This window comes from Bacillus sp. TH13 (genome assembly GCF_016651175.1).
In the GTDB taxonomy this organism is placed as follows: Bacteria; Bacillota; Bacilli; order Bacillales; family Bacillaceae_G; genus Bacillus_A; species Bacillus_A thuringiensis_S.
The window spans coordinates 2,192,060-2,213,136 of record NZ_JAEKEJ010000025.1 but is presented as its reverse complement, the minus strand read 5'-3'; the positions used below and the strand labels follow the sequence as shown (position 1 = coordinate 2,213,136).

Below are 21,077 nucleotides of genomic sequence, written 5' to 3'. Positions count from 1 at the left end.
GCGACAAATAAAGCGGTTTATGCTTACATTTATTTTACGTTGAATCCTACCAACGGTAATGAGCAAATGCTTTGTTAGCTTCTGCCATTTTATGAGTGTCTTCACGTTTCTTAACAGATGCACCAGCGTTGTTAGCTGCATCTAAGATTTCGTAAGCTAGACGCTCTTCCATAGTTTTTTCACCACGAAGACGAGCATAGTTTACTAACCAGCGAAGACCTAAAGTTGTACGGCGTTCTGGACGAACCTCAACTGGAACTTGGTAGTTAGCACCACCAACACGACGAGCGCGTACTTCAAGAACAGGCATGATGTTCTTAAGAGCTTGCTCGAATACTTCCATTGGTTCTTTATCTGAACGTTCACGAACGATATCGAAAGCGTTATAAAGAATTGTTTGAGATTTACCTTTTTTACCGTCAACCATCATTTTGTTGATAAGGCGTGTTACTAGCTTAGAATTGTACATTGGATCTGGTAACACGTCACGTTTCGCAACAGGTCCTTTACGAGGCATATTGAGTTCCTCCTTTCATTATAAGTTTATTATTTTTTAGCAGGTTTTGGTCGCTTAGTACCATATTTAGAACGTCCTTGCATACGTTTGTCAACACCAGCTGTATCAAGCGCTCCACGAACGATGTGGTAACGTACCCCTGGTAAATCCTTTACTCGACCACCGCGAATTAATACTACGCTATGCTCTTGTAAGTTATGACCGATACCTGGGATGTAAGCTGTAACTTCAATACCGTTTGTTAAACGTACACGAGCGTATTTACGTAACGCTGAGTTAGGTTTCTTTGGAGTCATTGTACCAACACGAGTACATACACCACGTTTTTGAGGTGCAGAGATATCAGTTGATTTTTTCTTTAAAGAGTTAAAACCTTTGTTTAACGCAGGTGATTTAGATTTCCATACTTTATCAGTACGACCATTTCTCACTAATTGGTTAATAGTAGGCATTTGATTATCCTCCCTTCGCATGTTTGTATGACCACATATCCAGGTGGTTCATTATTAGTTGAAAACAAAGTTTTTGCAAGGAAGAGCAAATGCTCTCTCCTCACAAAAACAGTTTTAACTTATTATTCCTATTGCTGAAGCTCCCACTTGAATCCCCGAAACTTTTCCAAGCTTACGAACTGATTCAACTTTTGTTATGGGTATGTTATGTTGCAAAGCAGTGCGAATGATAACATGGGTTAACCGCACATCAGCATCTTCTGCAATAACAACTTCTTTAACTATACCATTTTTGATTGCTTCCAATGTTCGTTTATGACCAACGACTACATTTTCAGCATTTGACACTTTTTGATAAGACATATAAATATCCTCCAAAGCATCGTTCAGGAGCAACCTTGATTATAGTAACATTTTGACTCATATAATGTCAACTAGGATTAGCTGTTTTTATACAAAATTTACGACGGAAAATTTTACTGTTCCACATAAACTTCATCGTTTTCTACATTCATGTTATCTTGTGTTGTTTTTACAAGATCCACTTTACGATAACGATTCATACCTGTTCCAGCAGGAACAAGCTTACCGATAATAACATTCTCTTTCAATCCTAGAAGCTCATCGCGTTTACCTTTAATTGCTGCATCCGTTAGAACACGAGTTGTTTCTTGGAACGAAGCTGCAGATAAGAACGAATCTGTTTCAAGTGAAGCTTTTGTAATACCAAGTAGAACAGGTCTAGCTGTCGCTGGTTGTTTACCTTTCAGTAACACCTTCGCATTCGCATCAGTAAACTGATGGATATCTAGTAATGTTCCTGGTAATACATCTGTTTCACCTGCATCACTTACACGAACTTTACGTAGCATTTGGCGTACCATTACTTCTACGTGTTTGTCACCAATTTCTACCCCTTGCATACGGTATACTTTTTGAACTTCACGTAATAAGTATTCTTGTACTGCTGTAATGTCCGTTACTTTTAGTAATTCTTTCGGATCAATAGACCCTTCTGTTAACTCTTTACCGTGGCTAATTGGCTGTCCTGGAGTTACTTTCAGACGAGCACCGTAAGGAATAGCATACGTACGAGCTTCAACTTCACCCTGTACAACTACTTCTTGGCGATCTTTAACATCGTTGATCGCTGCGATAACACCGTCGATTTCACTGATAACTGCCTGACCTTTCGGATTACGAGCTTCGAAGATCTCTTGGATACGAGGTAAACCTTGAGTGATATCATCTCCGGCAACCCCACCTGTATGGAATGTACGCATCGTTAACTGTGTACCTGGCTCACCGATAGATTGAGCTGCGATAATACCTACCGCTTCTCCTACTTCTACGTCTGTACCAGTTGCTAAGTTACGACCGTAACACTTCTTACATACACCATGGCGAGTGTTACACGTGAACGCTGAACGAATGTTTACAGTTTCAACACCCGAATTTTCAACGATATGAGCGATATCTTCAGTAATTAATTGGTTTTCACTAACCAATACTTCACCTGTTTCAGGATGTTTTACAGTTTTTCTTGCAAAACGTCCAACAAGACGATCATATAGTGACTCAATTACTTCATTACCCTCTTTAATCGCACCAATTAATAGACCACGATCTGTTCCACAATCATCTTCACGGACAATTACATCTTGTGCAACGTCTACAAGACGACGTGTTAAGTAACCAGAATCGGCAGTTTTAAGTGCTGTATCGGCAAGACCTTTACGCGCACCATGCGTAGAGATGAAGTACTCAAGTACTGTTAAACCTTCACGGAAACTTGATTTAATTGGAAGTTCGATAATACGACCAGATGGATTGGCCATCAGACCACGCATACCAGCAAGCTGAGTAAAGTTCGATGCGTTACCACGGGCACCGGAATCACTCATCATGAAGATTGGGTTGCGTTTATTCAAGGATTTCATCAGTTTTCCTTGGATAACATCTTTTGCATTACTCCAAATAGAGATAACGCGATCGTAACGTTCTTCTTCCGTGATTAAACCGCGACGGAATTGTTTAATTACATTATCTACTTTTGCCTGTGCTTCATGGAGAATTTCATCTTTTTCACCTAATACAAGAATGTCAGATACCCCAACTGTAATACCAGCTTTTGTAGAGTACTTAAATCCTAAGTTTTTCATACGGTCAAGCATGCGAGATGTTTCCGTAATTTGGAAACGTTTGAATACTTCCGCAATGATGTTACCAAGGATCTTCTTGCTAAATGGTGCCACTTCTTCGCGACTAGCAATAATTTCTTTAATGTTCGCACCTTTTTCAACGAAATATTCCGCTGGTGTTTCTTTTTCAAGGTTTGAGTTTGTCGGTTCATTAATATAAGGGAACGACTCTGGTAAGATTTCGTTAAATATTAATTTACCAACTGTTGTTAATAGAAGCTTACCCTTTTGCTCTTCAGTAAACGTTACGTTATTTACTGAACTTGCAGCAACTGCAACACGTGTGTGCAGATGTACATATCCATTTTGGTATGCAAGTATTGCTTCGTTTGCATCTTTGAAGACCATACCTTCACCGATTGCGCCTTCACGCTCAAGTGTTAAGTAGTAGTTACCTAATACCATATCCTGAGATGGAGTAACAACTGGTTTTCCGTCTTTTGGATTCAAGATGTTTTGTGCCGCTAACATAAGAATACGAGCTTCTGCTTGTGCCTCTGATGATAACGGAACGTGAACCGCCATTTGGTCACCGTCAAAGTCCGCGTTGTATGCAGTACATACAAGTGGATGAAGACGAATTGCGCGACCTTCTACTAATGTAGGTTCAAACGCCTGGATACCAAGACGGTGAAGTGTTGGTGCACGGTTTAGAAGTACTGGATGCTCTTTAATCACAGATTCTAAAACGTCCCAAACTTCAGGGTGTACACGCTCAATTTTACGTTTCGCACTCTTAATATTGTGTGCTAACCCTTTTCCAACTAACTCTTTCATAACGAAAGGTTTGAACAGTTCAAGCGCCATTTCTTTCGGTAATCCACACTGGTACATCTTTAAGTTCGGTCCTACAACGATTACAGAACGGCCAGAGTAGTCAACACGTTTACCTAATAAGTTTTGACGGAAACGTCCTTGTTTACCTTTAAGCATGTGAGATAGTGATTTTAATGGGCGGTTACCTGGTCCAGTAACTGGACGGCCACGACGACCATTATCGATTAATGCGTCTACAGCTTCTTGTAACATACGTTTTTCGTTTTGAACGATGATGCTTGGAGCACCTAGGTCCAATAGACGTTTTAAACGGTTGTTACGGTTAATTACACGACGATATAAGTCGTTTAAGTCAGAAGTAGCAAAACGTCCACCATCTAACTGTACCATTGGGCGTAGTTCTGGTGGGATTACTGGTAGCACATCTAAGATCATCCAAGATGGTTCATTTCCAGAGTTACGGAATGCTTCTAATACTTCTAGACGTTTAATAGCACGAGTACGGCGTTGTCCTTGTGCTGTTTTTAATTCTTCTTTTAAGAAGTCTACTTCTTTATCTAAATCGATGTCTTGTAGTAGCTTTTTAATCGCTTCTGCACCCATAGCAGCTTGGAATGTGCTACCATATCGATCACGATATGCACGGTATTCTTTTTCAGAAAGTAATTGCTTCTTATCAAGTGGTGTATCTCCACTTTCTGTTACAACATAAGAAGCGAAATAAATTACTTCTTCAAGCGCGCGAGGGGACATGTCTAAGACAAGTCCCATGCGGCTCGGGATACCTTTGAAATACCAAATATGAGATACAGGAGCAGCTAATTCAATATGACCCATGCGTTCACGACGTACTTTTGCACGCGTTACTTCAACGCCACATCGATCACAAACTACACCTTTATAACGTACACGTTTGTATTTTCCGCAATGACATTCCCAGTCCTTTTGTGGTCCGAAAATACGCTCACAGAACAAGCCATCTTTTTCAGGCTTTAACGTACGATAGTTAATAGTTTCTGGTTTCTTAACTTCACCGTATGACCAAGAACGAATCTTGTCAGGTGAAGCAAGTCCAATCTTCATATATTCAAAGTTATTTACATCTATCAAGGGGCCTACCTCCCTTTTAGTCTACAGGTTATCCCAATTATTCCTTAGTTGTCTCAACTTCGACATTCAATTTATCTGCTGATTGATGATCATCGTCATCTTCTGTATCACGCATTTCAATTTCTGTATCGTCGCTAGACATCATTTTAACGTCCATACCTAAACTTTGCAGCTCTTTAATCAATACTTTGAATGATTCAGGAACGCCTGGTTCTGGAACATTTTCGCCTTTAACAATTGCTTCATAAGTCTTAACACGTCCAACAACATCATCAGACTTCACTGTTAAGATTTCTTGAAGAGTATAAGCAGCACCGTAAGCTTCAAGTGCCCAAACCTCCATCTCACCGAAACGCTGTCCACCGAACTGAGCTTTACCTCCAAGAGGTTGCTGCGTTACAAGTGAGTATGGTCCAGTAGAACGAGCATGAAGTTTATCGTCAACCATGTGCGCAAGTTTGATCATATACATGACACCAACAGATACGCGGTTATCGAATGGTTCACCAGTACGTCCGTCATACAGGATTGTTTTCGCGTCATTTGCCATACCAGCTTCTTCAATTGTGCCCCAAACATCTTCCTCACGAGCACCATCGAATACTGGTGTTGCAATGTGAATGCCCAGGTATCTTGCTGCCATACCAAGATGAAGCTCTAATACCTGACCGATATTCATACGAGATGGTACCCCTAATGGGTTTAACATGATATCGATTGGCGTACCGTCTGGTAAGTAAGGCATATCTTCTTCTGGTAAAATACGAGAAATAACACCTTTGTTACCGTGACGTCCGGCCATCTTGTCACCTTCAGAAATTTTACGTTTTTGAACGATATATGCACGTACAAGTTGATTCACGCCTGGTGGCAATTCATCGCCATCTTCACGGTTGAATACTTTTACGTCTAAGATAATACCGCCACCACCGTGTGGTACACGTAGTGATGTATCACGTACTTCACGCGCTTTTTCTCCAAAGATAGCATGTAATAGACGTTCTTCAGCTGTTAATTCTGTTACACCTTTAGGTGTTACTTTACCAACAAGTAAATCTCCATCTTTTACTTCAGCACCAACGCGAATAATACCGCGCTCGTCAAGGTTACGTAATGCGTCTTCCCCAACGTTTGGAATGTCACGTGTAATTTCTTCTGGTCCAAGCTTCGTATCACGAGCTTCTGATTCATATTCTTCAATATGAATAGAAGTGTACACATCATCTTTTACAAGGCGCTCACTCATGATGATCGCATCCTCGTAGTTATAACCGTCCCAAGTCATGAAGCCAACAAGCACGTTACGTCCAAGTGCTAGTTCACCTAATTCCATAGAAGGACCATCCGCAAGGATTTCACCTTTTACAACTTCATTTCCAACACTTACGATTGGACGTTGGTTGTAACAAGTTCCTTGGTTAGAACGAATGAATTTTTGCATTTTGTAGCGATCTAAGTCGCCTTTTACTGTTTGACCGTCAACTTCTACATAGCGACGTACCCAAACTTCACGTGCTTCTACGCGCTCAACAACACCAGGATGTTTACAGATTACTGCAGCACCCGAGTCTTTTGCTGATACGTACTCCATACCTGTACCTACAATCGGAGATTCCGGATTCATTAACGGAACCGCCTGACGTTGCATGTTCGCTCCCATAAGTGCGCGGTTAGAGTCATCGTTTTCTAAGAACGGAATACAAGCTGTCGCTGCCGACACTACTTGTTTTGGAGATACATCCATGTAGTCGATGCGTTCTCTATTTGTGACAATATTTTCGCCACGGAAACGAGCTACGATATCTTCACTTAGGAATTCACCTTCATCAGATAATTTCATATTCGCTTGGGCTACAACATAGTTATCTTCTTCATCTGCTGTTAAATAATCAACATGCCCTGTTACAAGACCAGTTTCTGGGTCAACACGACGGTATGGTGTTTCAATGAAACCAAACTCATTTACTTTCGCGAACGAAGATAATGAGTTAATCAAACCAATGTTTGGTCCCTCTGGTGTTTCAATCGGACACATACGACCATAATGGGAGTAATGAACGTCACGTACTTCAAACCCTGCGCGCTCACGCGTTAAACCACCAGGTCCTAATGCAGATAGTCTTCGTTTGTGAGTTAACTCCGCTAATGGATTTGTTTGGTCCATGAACTGAGATAACTGAGAACTTCCGAAGAACTCTTTAATAGATGCAATAACAGGACGAATATTAATTAGTGCCTGTGGTGTAATTGCATTTGTATCTTGGATCGACATTCTCTCACGAACAACACGTTCCATACGAGAAAGACCGATACGGAATTGATTTTGTAATAGTTCTCCAACAGAACGCAGACGACGGTTTCCTAAATGGTCAATATCATCTGTATCCCCTACTTTGTATAGTAGGTTGAAGAAGTAACTGATAGAAGCAAGGATATCACCTGGTGTGATGTGTTTCACATCACGAGTAATGTTTGCATTACCAATTACATTAATTACGCGTTCGCCTTCTGACTCAGGAGCATAAATCTTAATAGATTGCAGCTCAACATCGCCTTCTACCACTCCACCCATTGGTTTCGCTGTTTTGAATCCAATGTTTTTCTCTAAGTAAGGTAAAATGCGATCAAGTGTACGACGATCTAAGATTGTTCCTTCTGCCGCTAAAATTTCACCAGTTTCTGGATCCACTAATGTTTCAGCTAAACGTTGATTAAACAATCTGTTTTTAATGTGTAACTTCTTGTTGATCTTATAGCGACCTACATTTGCTAAATCGTAGCGCTTTGGATCGAAGAAACGAGACACAAGTAAGCTCTTAGCATTTTCTACTGTTGGTGGTTCACCAGGACGTAGACGCTCATAAATTTCAAGCAATGCTTTTTCTGTGCTATCTGTGTTGTCTTTTTCTAATGTGTTGCTTAAGTATTCGTTATCACCTAAAAGCTCGGTGATTTCTTGATCAGAGCCAAACCCTAATGCGCGTAACAAAACAGTTACAGGAAGTTTACGCGTACGGTCAATACGCACATATACAACATCCTTAGCATCTGTCTCATACTCTAACCAAGCTCCGCGGTTTGGAATTACAGTAGCAGTAAAACCACGTTTTCCGTTTTTATCCACTTTGCCACTATAGTATACGCTTGGAGAGCGAACTAACTGGGAAACGATAACACGTTCTGCACCGTTAATTACGAATGTTCCAGTCTCTGTCATGAGTGGGAAATCTCCCATGAACACATCTTGTTCTTTTACTTCACCAGTTTCCTTGTTGATTAGACGCACTTTTACACGAAGTGGTGCTGCATACGTCACATCACGCTCTTTGCATTCGTCTACAGAGTATTTAGGTTCACCTAAGCTGTAGTCGATAAATTCAAGCGATAGATTTCCCGTAAAGTCTTCAATCGGAGAAATGTCTTGGAACATTTCTCGCAAACCCTCATCAAGAAACCACTGATAAGAAGAGGTTTGAATTTCGATAAGATTTGGTAACTCTAATACTTCACTAATACGGGCATAACTTCTTCGTTGGCGGTGGCGTCCGTATTGAACTAGTTGACCTGTCAACTGCTTCACCCCTCAAATCATGAGTATTATAAATGCACAAAAAAATTTGTGCAAAATCACAAATAAATACAACTACTGCTATTAGCGTAGTCTTTTTCTCTTAAAGATAAATACGTTGAGTCTTTCTACCTGCTCAAAAAAGAAAAATGGCTTCTATAAGAAAACCATCATTCTGTTTCATAATCTGCTGATTTTACTATCTTTTCCAAGAGAAACAAAAATATACATCTTTCTCAACGCAGAAAATCATATATTGGCATTGTATAATGTTAACATAGCCAAAAATAACCGTCAACGTTTTTTTGATTTTATGATATAATATCCTTTTTTCTTTTCTACAACCTCAACTTCAGAAAATACTTCCTCTAGTTTTTTCAGCGCAGATGGTGCACCTTGCTTCTTTTGAATAACAATCCAAAGTTCTCCACCTGGAACTAAATACTCCACAGCTTTTTCTAAAATCTCATGTACGACATCTTTACCCGCACGAATTGGAGGGTTAGATAGAATAGCAGCATACTTGCCATCTACATTTTCATAGACGCTACTTTGAAAAATACGTATATTCTCGATTTTGTTATTAGCGGCGTTTTCTTTCGCAAGCCCAAGCGCCCTTTCATTCACATCCACCATGTGAACTTCACGACCTTGGAACTCTTTCGCTAGCGACAAACCAATAGGACCGTATCCGCAACCTACATCTAATATATTACCTTTAATATCTGGCATTTGAAACGCTTCAATTAAAAGACGGGAACCAAAGTCCACTTCGTTTTTCGAGAACACCCCACGGTCGGATAAGAAAGTAAATTGAGATCCACGAAGTGCAAATTCCCATCGCTTACGATCACTTTTACTAGAAGGGTCGTTAGAAAAATAATGGTCTGCCATATGGCCACCTCTCTTCTTTACAGTTAAAAAAAAAGCTCGCATGAGAGCGAGCTTTTTTTAAAGCATCAAAAGTTAATTACTTAACTTCTACAGCAGCGCCAACTTCTTCAAGTTTAGCTTTGATTTCTTCAGCTTCTTCTTTAGCAGCAGCTTCTTTGATTACTTTTGGAGTGTTGTCAACTAATTCTTTAGCTTCTTTTAAGCCAAGACCAGTGATTTCACGAACAACTTTGATAACTTTGATTTTTTGTGCACCAGCGCTAGTTAGTTCCACATCAAATTCAGTTTTCTCAGCAGCAGCTTCTCCAGCGCCACCAGCAACAGCTACAGGAGCAGCAGCAGTTACGCCGAATTCTTCCTCGATAGCTTTTACTAAGTCGTTAAGTTCTAATACAGTCATAGATTTAACTGCTTCAATGATTTGTTCTTTAGTCATTGTAAATATCCTCCCTTAAATAGGTTTGTATTGTTTTATCGATAATACGTAATTATCTTTTAAAAAATTAAGCGCCTTGCTCTTCCTTTTGTTCTGCAACTGCTTTAGTAGCAAGTGCAAGGTTACGGATTGGAGCTTGAAGAACGCTAAGAAGCATAGAAAGTAAGCCTTCACGTGATGGAAGAGTAGCGATTGCTTTAACCTCATCAAGTGTTACAAGTTTACCTTCGATTACGCCCGCTTTAATTTCTAAAGCTTCATGATTTTTAGCGAAGTCGTTTAATACTTTCGCAGGAGCAACTACATCCTCGTTACTGAACGCGATTGCGTTTGGTCCTGTTAAGAATTCGTTTAACTCAGCCATTTCAGCAGATTCTGCAGCACGACGAGTTAGAGAGTTTTTGTAAACTTTGAACTCAACGCCAGCTTCACGTAATTGCTTACGTAATTCTGTTGCTTCAGAAACTGTTAAACCACGGTAGTCAACAACGATTGTAGATTTACTAGCACGAAGTTTGTCCGCGATTTCAGTTACAACTTGTTGTTTAGTTTCGATTACTTTGCTCATGTTATTACACCTCCTGTAGATTATATAGAAGATGTACCGAAAGTGCACTAAAAACCTCCATGCCCAACTTGTAGACATGGAGGCATATAGTCACAGAAAAAAATTCCGTTTCGTATATTAACACCTAGGTAGGAAATTAAGTCTATTGACACCTACTGTCTACGGTACACTATTTAAATTCACAACATAAATGATTATATTAAATCTTCTTTATGAAGTCAACTTCCAATTTTTACGCTAATGTAGAAACGTCTACACGTACGCCAGGTCCCATTGTAGAAGCAACTGTTACGTTCTTCATGTAAGTACCTTTTGCAGCAGATGGCTTAACTTTTAATAAAGTATCAGCAATTGTTTTGAAGTTTTCTACTAATTTAGCATCTTCGAAAGATACTTTACCGATTGGAACGTGGATGTTACCAGCTTTATCAACGCGGTATTCAACTTTACCAGCTTTGATTTCGTTAACAGCTTTAGTTACATCGAAAGTAACTGTTCCAGTTTTAGGGTTTGGCATTAAACCTTTAGGTCCTAATACGCGACCAAGTTTACCAACTTCACCCATCATGTCAGGAGTTGCTACTACTACATCGAAATCGAACCAACCTTGTTGGATTTTACCGATGTAATCAGTATCGCCTACGAAGTCAGCTCCAGCAGCTTCAGCTTCTTTAGCTTTTTCACCTTTAGCGAACACTAATACACGTTGTACTTTACCAGTACCGTGCGGAAGAACAACTGCACCACGGATTTGTTGGTCAGCTTTCTTAGGGTCAACACCTAAACGGAATGCAGCTTCTACAGTTGCATCAAATTTAGCTGTGTTTGTTTTCTTTACTAATTCTACTGCTTCTGTTGCAGAGTAAGCAGCTGCACGGTCAACAAGCTTTGCAGCTTCTACGTACTTTTTACCTCTTTTAGCCATTTTTATTTCCTCCTCGAATGTGGTTTTAGCGGAATAACCTCCCACGTTTACGCCTGTTTTCAGGTATAACCTGAGGATGAGCGCCATCCATTTATTTAAAAACGATAATCATTTACGATAATAAAGGTTGCGAATTGGAATTCCAGACCCGCAACCTTTTTTAAAAACAAATCGAATTAGTCTTCGATAACGATGCCCATACTGCGTGCAGTACCTTCAACCATACGCATTGCAGCTTCTACGCTAGCAGCGTTTAGGTCAGGCATTTTAGTTTCAGCGATTTCGCGTACTTTATCACGCTTAACAGTTGCCACTTTATTACGATTTGGTTCACCAGAACCAGACTCAATACCAGCTACTTTCTTAAGAAGAACAGCAGCAGGAGGAGTTTTAGTAATGAAAGTGAATGAACGGTCCTCAAATACCGTAATTTCAACAGGGATGATAAGACCAGCTTGATCTGCTGTACGAGCGTTAAACTCTTTACAGAAGCCCATGATGTTAACACCTGCTTGTCCTAATGCTGGACCAACTGGTGGAGCTGGGTTAGCTTTACCTGCAGGAATTTGAAGCTTTACCATTTTAATTACCTTTTTAGCCACGAGACACACCTCCTTAAGTCCGTGATGTGGTCAATTGGACAGTGATTTGCCCTCCCACGTCATATTTTATCTGTAAGGATAAAATCTTTCAAAAAACGCCTCCGATAATGAAGACGTACTGACTTAAAAGATATTATCACTTTTTACAATTCATTTCAAGTTTCATTTTATAATTTTTCAATTTGATGGAAGTCAAGTTCAACTGGAGTCTCGCGACCAAACATGTCCACAAGTACACTAACCTTTTTCTTCTCCACATCAATTTCTTCAATAGCACCTGTATAATCTGCGAATGGCCCCTCATTTACACGTACTGTCTCATGAAGTTCAAAGTCGAAATCAACCACTTCGTTGTCCATTCCCATATGTTTCATAATGGTAACAACTTCCTCTTCCAATAGAGGTGATGGTTTAGATCCAGAACCAGAAGAACCAACGAACCCAGTTACACCCGGCGTGTTACGTACAACATACCAAGAATCATCAGTCATGATTAATTCTACTAATACATAACCTGGGAACACTTTTCTTTTCATTAATTTTTCTTTTCCGTTTTTCATTTCTACTTCTACTTCTTCCGGGACAACAACACGGAAAATTTTATCTTGCATACCCATTGATTCTACACGCTTCTCTAGGTTTGCTTTTACTTTATTTTCATATCCAGAATAAGTATGGACAACATACCAACTTTTTTCCATTCATTTAGGACGAGCGTCCTTCCCTCCCTGACGTACATTTTTTTGCGCAAATGAAAAAACCCGTTCACCGGGCTTTTACACAGTTCTTATAAATAACATTATATCATGGATAAGTGCTTCTTATTCAAGAATTAACCAAGAATTAACCGAATTAAAGAAGAAATGCCCATATCAACTACTGCGAAGAAAATCGCAAAGAACACAACTGTAGCAACAACAGTCGCTGTTGAGCGGAGTAATTCATCTTTTTTAGGCCAACTTACTTTTTTCATTTCACGACCTACATCGCCGAAAAAGTTCGTTAAACGCATCTGCGGGACCTCCAGTGTATTATTTCAATTATTTATTTTGTTTCCTTGTGAACTGTATGCTGATTGCATGTTTTACAAAACTTTTTTATTTCAAGTCGCTCTATCGAGCTCGTATCTTTCATAGTAGAGTAGTTTCGATTTTTACACTCTTCACATGAGAGTACAACTTTTTTCCTCATTAGTTACACCAACCTTGTAACATTATGTCCCTAAAAATGTATCATACAATAAAAGACAATGTCAATGACATGCATTTTGTACGCTCTACAAAAGAAAACAGGTGATTTATTTTACACCTGTTGCACTTGTTATTTGTTATGAATTTAAAGTTGTACTTTCTCGCATTTCCATATATCGTTCCAATTTCCTCTTCACCCGCTGTAAAGCGTTATCAATAGATTTCACATGTCTGTTTAACTGTTCTGAAATCTCTTGATAAGAACGCCCATCTAGATATAAAGAAAGTACTTTTCTTTCTAAATCGCTTAATAATTCTGATATTTTTGATTCTATGTCTGTATATTCTTCTTGGCTAATAATCATCTCTTCAGGATCAGTTACCTTCGCTTCAGAAATAACATCCAATAATGTTCGATCAGATTCCTCATCGTAAATCGGCTTATCTAAAGACACATATGAATTTAAGGGAATATGTTTTTGTCTTGTTGCCGTTTTAATAGCGGTAATAATTTGTCGAGTGATACACAGTTCAGCAAATGCTTTGAATGAAGACAGCTTGTCCTCTTTATAATCACGAATTGCTTTAAACAACCCTATCATACCTTCTTGAACAATGTCTTCTCGATCGGCACCCACTAAAAAGTAAGATCTTGATTTCGCGCGAACAAAGTTCTTATATTTGTGAATTAAATATTCTAGAGCGTCAGTATTACCTTTTCGAACTAACTCAACGATTGCCTCATCCTCTAAATCACGAAATGTAACGTCGCCTACACTTACGAAGCCTGCTTCCACCTTGATCCCTCCGACCGCTATTTATTTAGCAATATTATACAGTAAAAAGACAAAGAGCGTCAATGCTTCAACGCTCTCCTCTTCTTAATTTTTCTAATTTTTCTGTAATATCTTTACTGAATATCTTTCGCATGGCGGGTTGCTGTTCTTTCGTGTCTTTTGTACGCCTTCTTACTTGTTGCTCCATTGCCTGTACTTCCAACTCTAATTCACGGGCAGATTTCCGAAGGGCACCTTGCGCAAATATAACCCATTGTTCCGTGTAATCAGAAGTCGCAACATATATTCGTGTATTTATATTTCTAAGCTCTATCGCAAGTTGCTCTATCTTTTCATCTGCAGTTTGATTCTTTCGTGTGAATATTACTTCCACACGAGATTGTTTCATCTTTTTTTCAATACCATGTACTGTATAGGCATCAAAGACTATCATCACTTTTGTGCCTGTATAACCTTGATAATCCGCCATCTTATCAATAAGTGCATCTCTTGATGATTGTAAATCTACATCCCGCAGTTTCTTCAAATCTCCCCAAGCTCCGATAATGTTGTAACCGTCAACGATTAAAATATCGTTCATCTTTTATTTACCAATTTCGTGACGTTTACGATATACCTCATACATTAACAAACTTGCGGCTACGGAAGCATTTAAGGATGTAACTTTACCAACCATCGGTAGAGTGATTAGGAAATCACACTTTTCACCAATAATACGGCTCATACCTTTTCCTTCGCTACCAATTACTAACCCAATCGGCATTTTACCATCTAAATTACGATAATCCGTTTTTCCTTTGGCATCTGTACCAGCAATCCAAAGTCCACGTTCTTTTAATTCATCAATTGTACGGGATAAGTTCGTTACGCGTGCAACAGGAATGTATTCAATTGCTCCTGTTGATGCTTTCGCAACTGACGCTGTAAGCCCCACAGCCCTTCTCTTTGGAATAATAATCCCATGAGCTCCTGTCGCATCAGCAGTACGCATAATAGAACCTAAGTTATGCGGATCTTCAATCTCATCTAAAATTAAGAAGAATGGATCTTCATTACGTTTTTCTGCCACTTTGAATAAATCTTCTAACTCCGCATACTGATATGCAGCTACTTGAGCAATTACACCTTGATGATTACCCTCAACTAATTGATCTAACTTTTTCTTTGGTGCGTGTTGTAAAATAACCTTATTTTCTTTCGCTAACGCTAGTACAATCTGCACTTGTCCTTTGGCAGCACCTTCTGCGATCCAAATTTTATTAATATCTCTGCCTGATCGTAACGCTTCAATTACAGGGTTACGTCCGATAATATATTCACTACTCATGATGATGTGCCCCCTTCCTTTTCTTCTAAAACTGCAATTGCCTTATATACAATTTCGTCTAATCTTTCACGGTTATTTAATAAATGATGATAACCAATTAGCGCTTCAAAGGCTGTACTATGTCGATATGTTTGTACATCCGTATTTTTCGGAACTGTACCTGAATTTGCATTACGTCCTCTTCTTAATACCGCCTCTTCTTCCTCTGTCAAAAACGACGTCTCTAATAAATGATAAACAACTTTCGCCTGTGCTTTTGCTGAAACAAAGCTCGTCCCTAAGCGATGTAATTGATTAGGGCGAACCTTTCCTTTTTCAAGGAGGTGATAGCGGATATATTGTTCATATACCGCATCACCCATATACGCTAACGCCAAGCTGTTTAATTGCTTTGCATCAATCATTCTTATCCTCTTTTCCATCTTGTACCTTGAGCGGTATCTTCTAAAATAATATTACGGTCTTTTAAGTCATCGCGAATTTGATCTGATAATGCAAAATCACGATTTTTACGAGCTTCAATGCGTTTTTGAATAAGTGCCTCAATTTCTTCATCAAGCAACTCTTCTTGCGCTAATTCTAACCCTAAAATATCAAATAATGTTTCAAGTTGTTTTACGTATGCTTCAATTACCACTGTAGACGTATGTTCTTCCAGTAAATATTGATTCGCATGATTTGCCACATTATATAACTCAGTGATTGCATTAGCAGTGTTGAAGTCATCATTCATCGCTTCTTCAAATGCAGTCTGGAATTTTTCCAGTTCCGCTAACCATTTCTCATTATGGTCTGTTAAATCGGTACTACTTTCCATACGATGTTTTAAGTTACCATAAGCCGTCTTAATTCTTTCCAGTCCGTTATTTGTGCTTTGTAATAACTCTTCACTGAAATTAATTGGATGACGGTAATGTACCGATAGCATAAAGAATCTAATTAACTGCGGATTATATTGCTTAATGATATCGTGAACTAAAATAAAGTTCCCCAATGACTTAGACATCTTCTCATTATTAATATTAATATATCCATTGTGCATCCAATAACGTGCAAATGTTTTTCCAGTTAACGCCTCAGACTGCGCAATTTCATTCTCATGATGAGGAAATGCTAAGTCTTGACCACCAGCATGAATATCGATTGTATCTCCTAAGTATTTACGTGCCATTGCCGAGCATTCAATATGCCAGCCTGGACGACCTTTCCCCCAAGGGCTTTCCCAGAAGATTTCTCCTTCTTTAGCATCTTTCCATAAAGCAAAATCAAGAGGGTCTTGTTTCTTTTCTCCTACTTCAATACGCGCACCGTGACGTAAATCTGCGATTGGTTGATGTGATAATTTACCGTAACCTTCGAATTCCTTCGTTTTAAAGTACACATCACCCTCTGATTCGTATGCATACCCTTTATTCACAAGTTCTTGAATAAATTCAATAATGATATCCATATTTTCTGTTACACGAGGATGAACTGTTGCGTGTTTGCAACCTAGCGCTGTTACATCTTCAAAGTACGCTTCAACAAAACGATCAGCAATTGTCGGTACATCTTCACCTAATTCATTTGCCGCTTTAATTAATTTATCATCTACGTCCGTAAAGTTCGATACGTATTGCACATCGTACCCTTTATATTCTAGATAGCGACGTACTGTATCGAATACCATAGGGGGTCTTGCATTGCCAATATGAATGTAATTATAAACTGTAGGTCCGCATACATACATCTTTACCTTATTTTCTTCTAATGGAACAAACTCTTCTTTTTGACGTGTTAACGTATTATAAATGTGAATAGTCATTTTTATCCTTCCTTTCTACCTTTACTTCCAGTTGTTTCTTCAATTTATCAAGTTCTACTTCCATAGCCTTTAATTTATCAAAAATTGGATCCGGAAGGTCAGAGTGATTTAATTCTTGACCAATCTTCACTCCATTTTGAATAACGACTCGGCCAGGTATACCTACAACTGTAGAATGTGCAGGAACTTCTTTTAATACGACAGACCCTGCCCCGATTTTAGAATTCTCTCCCACAGTAATAGAACCAAGGACTTTAGCACCCGTCGCAATTAATACATTATCCTGAATTGTTGGATGCCTCTTGCCTTTTTCTTTTCCTGTACCACCTAATGTAACCCCTTGATAAATTGTTACATTATCACCAATTTCACAAGTTTCTCCAATTACAACTCCCATTCCATGGTCTATGAAAAAGCGTCGACCAATAGTTGCTCCTGGATGAATCTCAATGCCAGTAAAAAAACGACTAACTTGCGAAACAAAACGTGCAAGAAAGAAAAAATCCCTTTTATAAAAAGCATGTGCAATTCGATGAGCCCAAACTGCATGTAATCCAGAGTAAGTTAAAATGACTTCGAAATAACCTCTTGCCGCTGGATCCTGTTCAAAAACGACTTCAATATCTTCCCGAAGCCTCTTAAACATCGATGTTCCCTCCCCTTTATGGGCTGCTTTTTCGAGTGAACTAACTCCCTACTTATCTCCCTAAATCTTTATACACGTAGATAAAATTTATACTCATACCCAGTTTTACGGTATAAAAAAAGACGCCTCTGTCATATTGACAGAGACGCCTTTTAAGCGCGGTTCCACTCTGTTTAGGCTAAAAAAGCCTCAAACTCATCTCTGATAACGGTGTACACCGCTTCTGCTTACTTTAACGCCTTAAGATGTTTCACAAAACATTTTGCTGTTCAGCAGAAGACTCGAAGGGGCATTTCAAAAACCCGCTTATAAACCACTTCCAGCCTAAAGGTGGTTCTCTCTGTAAAAAGCCTGATTTTCTACTTCTCCTTCTCGTCGCTTTTCCTTATTAGGTTTTAAGTATACTTATTATATTTCTAAACCTAGAAAATGTTAACCAATTACTTTTTGAAGACGATTTAAAACTTTTTCTTTTCCAAGAAGTGCAATAGCATTAGGAAGCTCTGGCCCATGTGTTTGACCAGTAGTTGCGACACGGATTGGCATAAATAAGTTTTTACCTTTATGACCTGTTTCCTTTTGAACTGCTTTAATAGCTGCCTTAATTGCTGCTGGTTCCATCGCCTCTAGTGCTTCTACTTGACCAGCAAATGCACGAAGTACTTCTGGTACCTGTTCACCTTTTAATACTTCTTGTCCTTCTTCTTCATGATCAACATGATCTTTGAAGAACATTTCAGAAAGCTCTACAATTTCAGCTCCAAAACTCATTTGTTCATGATATAACGCAATTACATCACGAATCCAAGCTTGCTCTTGTTCACTTAAAGTTTCACCTATACGTCCAGCTTTCACTAGATGCGGTAAGCTTAATTCTACCACCGTATCTAAATCTTGCTTTTTCATATATTGGTTGTTCATCCATTTTAATTTTTGAGAATCAAATAATGCAGGTGATTTTGATAAACGAGCTGCATCGAACATTTTGATAAACTCTTCTTGAGAGAAGATTTCTTCTTCTCCTACCGGCGACCAACCTAGTAGTGCAATAAAGTTAAAGATTGCTTCTGGAAGATATCCAAGCTCTTTATATTGCTCAATAAATTGAATAATAGATTCATCACGCTTACTTAATTTTTTACGGCTTTCATTTACAATTAAAGTCATATGGCCAAATTGCGGGATATCCCAACCGAAAGCTTCATAAATCATCATTTGTTTTGGCGTATTTGAAATATGGTCATCACCACGAAGTACATGTGTAATTTCCATTAAGTGATCATCTACTGCTACCGCAAAGTTATAAGTTGGAATTCCATCTTTTTTCACGATAACGAAATCACCGAAATCATTTGAATGGAATGCTACTTCATCTTTTACGATATCTTTAAATGTGTAATCACGATCAGCTGGTACACGGAAACGAATACTTGGAATACGTCCCTCAGCTTCAAATTCTTTCATTTGTTCTTCAGTTAAATCACGGTGGTTACCTGCATAACGAGGTGTTTCACCACGAGAAATTTGTCCTTCACGCTCTGCTTCTAGCTCTTCTTCTGTCATATAACATTTGTAAGCTAAACCACGCTCTAATAAATCTAGATATAATTTTTTATAAATATCTAAACGCTCTGTTTGACGATATGGTCCAAATTCACCACCAACATCAACACCTTCATCCCAGTCCATACCGAGCCATTTCAAGTATTTTAATTGGCTTTCTTCTCCACCAGCCACGTTACGTTTTACATCAGTATCTTCAATACGAATAATAAACTTGCCATCTAAATGACGAGCAAATAAATAATTAAATAATGCCGTACGCGCATTTCCGATATGTAAGTGTCCTGTTGGACTTGGCGCATAGCGCACTCTCACTTGCTTTTCCATAATTGGTACACCTTCCATTCTTAATGTCTACACATTCTATAATTGTACAACAAAAAAATGTGATTATCCATCTTACGAATTAAAAACCATTATTTTTTCTGTAATAATACCACTGCTTGAGAAGCAATTCCTTCTTCCCTACCTGTAAATCCTAATTTTTCTGTTGTTGTTGCCTTTACATTAATGTTATCTATAGATGTTTCTAACAGTTCACTAATACGTTTACGCATACTTTCAATATGCGGTGCCATTTTTGGCTTTTGAGCAATAATTGTACAATCTAAGTTCCCTAACTCGTAACCTTGTTCACGCACAAATTCCCAAACTTTTTGTAACAATACAGCTGAATCTGCATCTTTAAAAGCTGGGTCTGTATCAGGAAAATGCTTTCCAATATCTCCTGCTGCAATGGCACCTAAACATGCATCAGCAATCGTATGTAACAATACATCTGCATCTGAATGACCGATTAATCCTTTCTCGTGTGGAATTGTAATTCCGCCAATAATTAACGGTCTACCTTCCGCAAATTCATGCACATCAAAACCTTGTCCAATTCGAAACATTCTTTACATCCTCCTTGAGCTAAACCACTGAGCTTTATGACTCTATATTATATTGATATCCCTACAAAGAAAAGCCCGGCCATTGCCGAGCTTTCCTTTGTTATACACCATCACGGCTATTTTTTCTGAACATGAAGGAAACTTTCAGCAATTAGTAAATCCTCTGGAGTCGTCACTTTAATATTATAGTAACTCCCCTCTACTACACCTACTTGCTTACCAATACGTTCCACGAGACTTGCATCATCTGTACCAAGAAAACAGCTCTGTTTTGCACTTCTATGAGCTTCTAACAAAAGAGAAACAGAGAACCCTTGCGGTGTTTGTACAGCCTTAAGCTGAGATCGTTCTACCGTTTCGACAACAACACCTTGCTCTACTTTCTTAACTGTATCCTTTACTGGCACTGCACAAATGGAAGCTCCATATTTTTCTGCTGCTGTTAATACGTCTTGAATCACTTTATTCGTTACGAATGGGCGCGCTCCGTCATGTACAAGAATGTATTCAACATCACTCGCATGCTGAATCGCGTTATATACACTATCTTGTCTTTCGGCTCCACCCTGAATAAATTGTACCTGTTTTTCAATCGGATACTTCTGCATTAATTCTTCAAAATACGGGCGTTCCTCTTCGTTAATTGCCATAACAATACTTTTGCACGCTTTATCTCTTTCAAAAGCACGTAATGTATGAACGATAATCGGTACTTCGTTTATAAGTAAGAACAACTTATTTTTGCCAGCACCCATCCGCTTTCCTTGGCCGGCTGCCGGAATAATTAATGTATACATATTAATAATC

Annotated in this window: 22 protein-coding genes and 2 other annotated features; all 22 genes read right to left on the bottom strand. The window is 38.8% G+C overall.

Annotated features, from left to right (window positions below):
- Window positions 1-46: 46 nt before the first annotated feature.
- Window positions 47-517 (bottom strand): 30S ribosomal protein S7, encoded by a 471-nt coding sequence (gene rpsG / locus JFU02_RS19795; RefSeq protein WP_001137492.1) that lies wholly within the window; start codon window positions 515-517, stop codon window positions 47-49.
- Window positions 518-546: 29 nt separating this feature from the next.
- A complete protein-coding gene (gene rpsL / locus JFU02_RS19790; protein WP_001142341.1) occupies window positions 547-969 on the bottom strand; it encodes a 30S ribosomal protein S12 in 423 nt (140 codons plus the stop codon).
- 114 nt (window positions 970-1,083) lie between these two features.
- The gene (locus tag JFU02_RS19785) at window positions 1,084-1,332 is read right to left on the bottom strand and encodes a 50S ribosomal protein L7ae-like protein (RefSeq protein WP_000121833.1); all 249 of its coding nucleotides are present in this window, start codon (window positions 1,330-1,332) and stop codon (window positions 1,084-1,086) included.
- Window positions 1,333-1,445: 113 nt separating this feature from the next.
- Complete coding sequence (gene rpoC / locus JFU02_RS19780) at window positions 1,446-5,057, bottom strand: DNA-directed RNA polymerase subunit beta' (protein WP_000567944.1); 3,612 nt, start codon at window positions 5,055-5,057, stop codon at window positions 1,446-1,448.
- A gap of 37 nt (window positions 5,058-5,094) precedes the next feature.
- Window positions 5,095-8,628: a DNA-directed RNA polymerase subunit beta gene (gene rpoB, locus JFU02_RS19775; RefSeq protein ID WP_000147553.1), complete on the bottom strand. Its 3,534-nt coding sequence runs from the start codon at window positions 8,626-8,628 to the stop codon at window positions 5,095-5,097.
- Between the two features lie 291 nt (window positions 8,629-8,919).
- Entirely contained in the window at window positions 8,920-9,519 is a 600-nt protein-coding gene (locus tag JFU02_RS19770; RefSeq protein ID WP_000763260.1) for a class I SAM-dependent methyltransferase, read from the bottom strand.
- A 76-nt stretch (window positions 9,520-9,595) separates the two neighbouring features.
- Entirely contained in the window at window positions 9,596-9,955 is a 360-nt protein-coding gene (rplL, locus tag JFU02_RS19765) for a 50S ribosomal protein L7/L12 (protein WP_000159736.1), read from the bottom strand.
- Window positions 9,956-10,022: 67 nt separating this feature from the next.
- On the bottom strand, window positions 10,023-10,523 hold the full coding sequence (rplJ, locus tag JFU02_RS19760) for a 50S ribosomal protein L10 (RefSeq protein WP_000048717.1): 501 nt from the start codon (window positions 10,521-10,523) through the stop codon (window positions 10,023-10,025).
- Window positions 10,524-10,562: 39 nt separating this feature from the next.
- Window positions 10,563-10,706: a sequence feature (ribosomal protein L10 leader region), on the bottom strand.
- 49 nt (window positions 10,707-10,755) lie between these two features.
- The gene (gene rplA, locus JFU02_RS19755) at window positions 10,756-11,448 is read right to left on the bottom strand and encodes a 50S ribosomal protein L1 (protein ID WP_002084079.1); all 693 of its coding nucleotides are present in this window, start codon (window positions 11,446-11,448) and stop codon (window positions 10,756-10,758) included.
- 176 nt (window positions 11,449-11,624) lie between these two features.
- Window positions 11,625-12,050 (bottom strand): 50S ribosomal protein L11, encoded by a 426-nt coding sequence (gene rplK, locus JFU02_RS19750; RefSeq protein ID WP_001085872.1) that lies wholly within the window; start codon window positions 12,048-12,050, stop codon window positions 11,625-11,627.
- Between the two features lie 167 nt (window positions 12,051-12,217).
- The gene (nusG, locus tag JFU02_RS19745) at window positions 12,218-12,751 is read right to left on the bottom strand and encodes a transcription termination/antitermination protein NusG (RefSeq protein WP_000415794.1); all 534 of its coding nucleotides are present in this window, start codon (window positions 12,749-12,751) and stop codon (window positions 12,218-12,220) included.
- A 131-nt stretch (window positions 12,752-12,882) separates the two neighbouring features.
- The gene (secE, locus tag JFU02_RS19740; protein ID WP_001241323.1) at window positions 12,883-13,062 is read right to left on the bottom strand and encodes a preprotein translocase subunit SecE; all 180 of its coding nucleotides are present in this window, start codon (window positions 13,060-13,062) and stop codon (window positions 12,883-12,885) included.
- 32 nt (window positions 13,063-13,094) lie between these two features.
- The gene (rpmG, locus tag JFU02_RS19735) at window positions 13,095-13,241 is read right to left on the bottom strand and encodes a 50S ribosomal protein L33 (protein ID WP_014481927.1); all 147 of its coding nucleotides are present in this window, start codon (window positions 13,239-13,241) and stop codon (window positions 13,095-13,097) included.
- Window positions 13,242-13,377: 136 nt separating this feature from the next.
- The gene (locus tag JFU02_RS19730; protein WP_000387198.1) at window positions 13,378-14,037 is read right to left on the bottom strand and encodes an RNA polymerase factor sigma-70; all 660 of its coding nucleotides are present in this window, start codon (window positions 14,035-14,037) and stop codon (window positions 13,378-13,380) included.
- A gap of 67 nt (window positions 14,038-14,104) precedes the next feature.
- Entirely contained in the window at window positions 14,105-14,617 is a 513-nt protein-coding gene (locus tag JFU02_RS19725) for an NYN domain-containing protein (RefSeq protein ID WP_000997887.1), read from the bottom strand.
- Between the two features lie 3 nt (window positions 14,618-14,620).
- Window positions 14,621-15,364 (bottom strand): 23S rRNA (guanosine(2251)-2'-O)-methyltransferase RlmB, encoded by a 744-nt coding sequence (rlmB, locus tag JFU02_RS19720; protein WP_000093762.1) that lies wholly within the window; start codon window positions 15,362-15,364, stop codon window positions 14,621-14,623.
- On the bottom strand, window positions 15,361-15,768 hold the full coding sequence (locus JFU02_RS19715) for a Mini-ribonuclease 3 (RefSeq protein WP_086405935.1): 408 nt from the start codon (window positions 15,766-15,768) through the stop codon (window positions 15,361-15,363). The genes rlmB and JFU02_RS19715 overlap by 4 nt, the downstream gene beginning before the upstream one ends.
- 2 nt (window positions 15,769-15,770) lie before the next feature.
- Window positions 15,771-17,168, bottom strand: a complete 1,398-nt coding sequence (gene cysS, locus JFU02_RS19710; protein WP_000152282.1) for a cysteine--tRNA ligase — start codon at window positions 17,166-17,168, stop codon at window positions 15,771-15,773.
- On the bottom strand, window positions 17,149-17,814 hold the full coding sequence (gene cysE, locus JFU02_RS19705; protein WP_000476495.1) for a serine O-acetyltransferase: 666 nt from the start codon (window positions 17,812-17,814) through the stop codon (window positions 17,149-17,151). Before cysE ends, cysS begins: the two co-directional genes overlap by 20 nt.
- A gap of 138 nt (window positions 17,815-17,952) precedes the next feature.
- Window positions 17,953-18,199 (bottom strand) — a binding site (T-box leader).
- Between the two features lie 47 nt (window positions 18,200-18,246).
- The gene (gltX, locus tag JFU02_RS19700) at window positions 18,247-19,704 is read right to left on the bottom strand and encodes a glutamate--tRNA ligase (RefSeq protein WP_000415149.1); all 1,458 of its coding nucleotides are present in this window, start codon (window positions 19,702-19,704) and stop codon (window positions 18,247-18,249) included.
- Window positions 19,705-19,793: 89 nt separating this feature from the next.
- Window positions 19,794-20,270: a 2-C-methyl-D-erythritol 2,4-cyclodiphosphate synthase gene (gene ispF, locus JFU02_RS19695; RefSeq protein ID WP_000488386.1), complete on the bottom strand. Its 477-nt coding sequence runs from the start codon at window positions 20,268-20,270 to the stop codon at window positions 19,794-19,796.
- A gap of 116 nt (window positions 20,271-20,386) precedes the next feature.
- Entirely contained in the window at window positions 20,387-21,067 is a 681-nt protein-coding gene (gene ispD, locus JFU02_RS19690; protein WP_098838554.1) for a 2-C-methyl-D-erythritol 4-phosphate cytidylyltransferase, read from the bottom strand.
- Window positions 21,068-21,077: the final 10 nt, after the last annotated feature.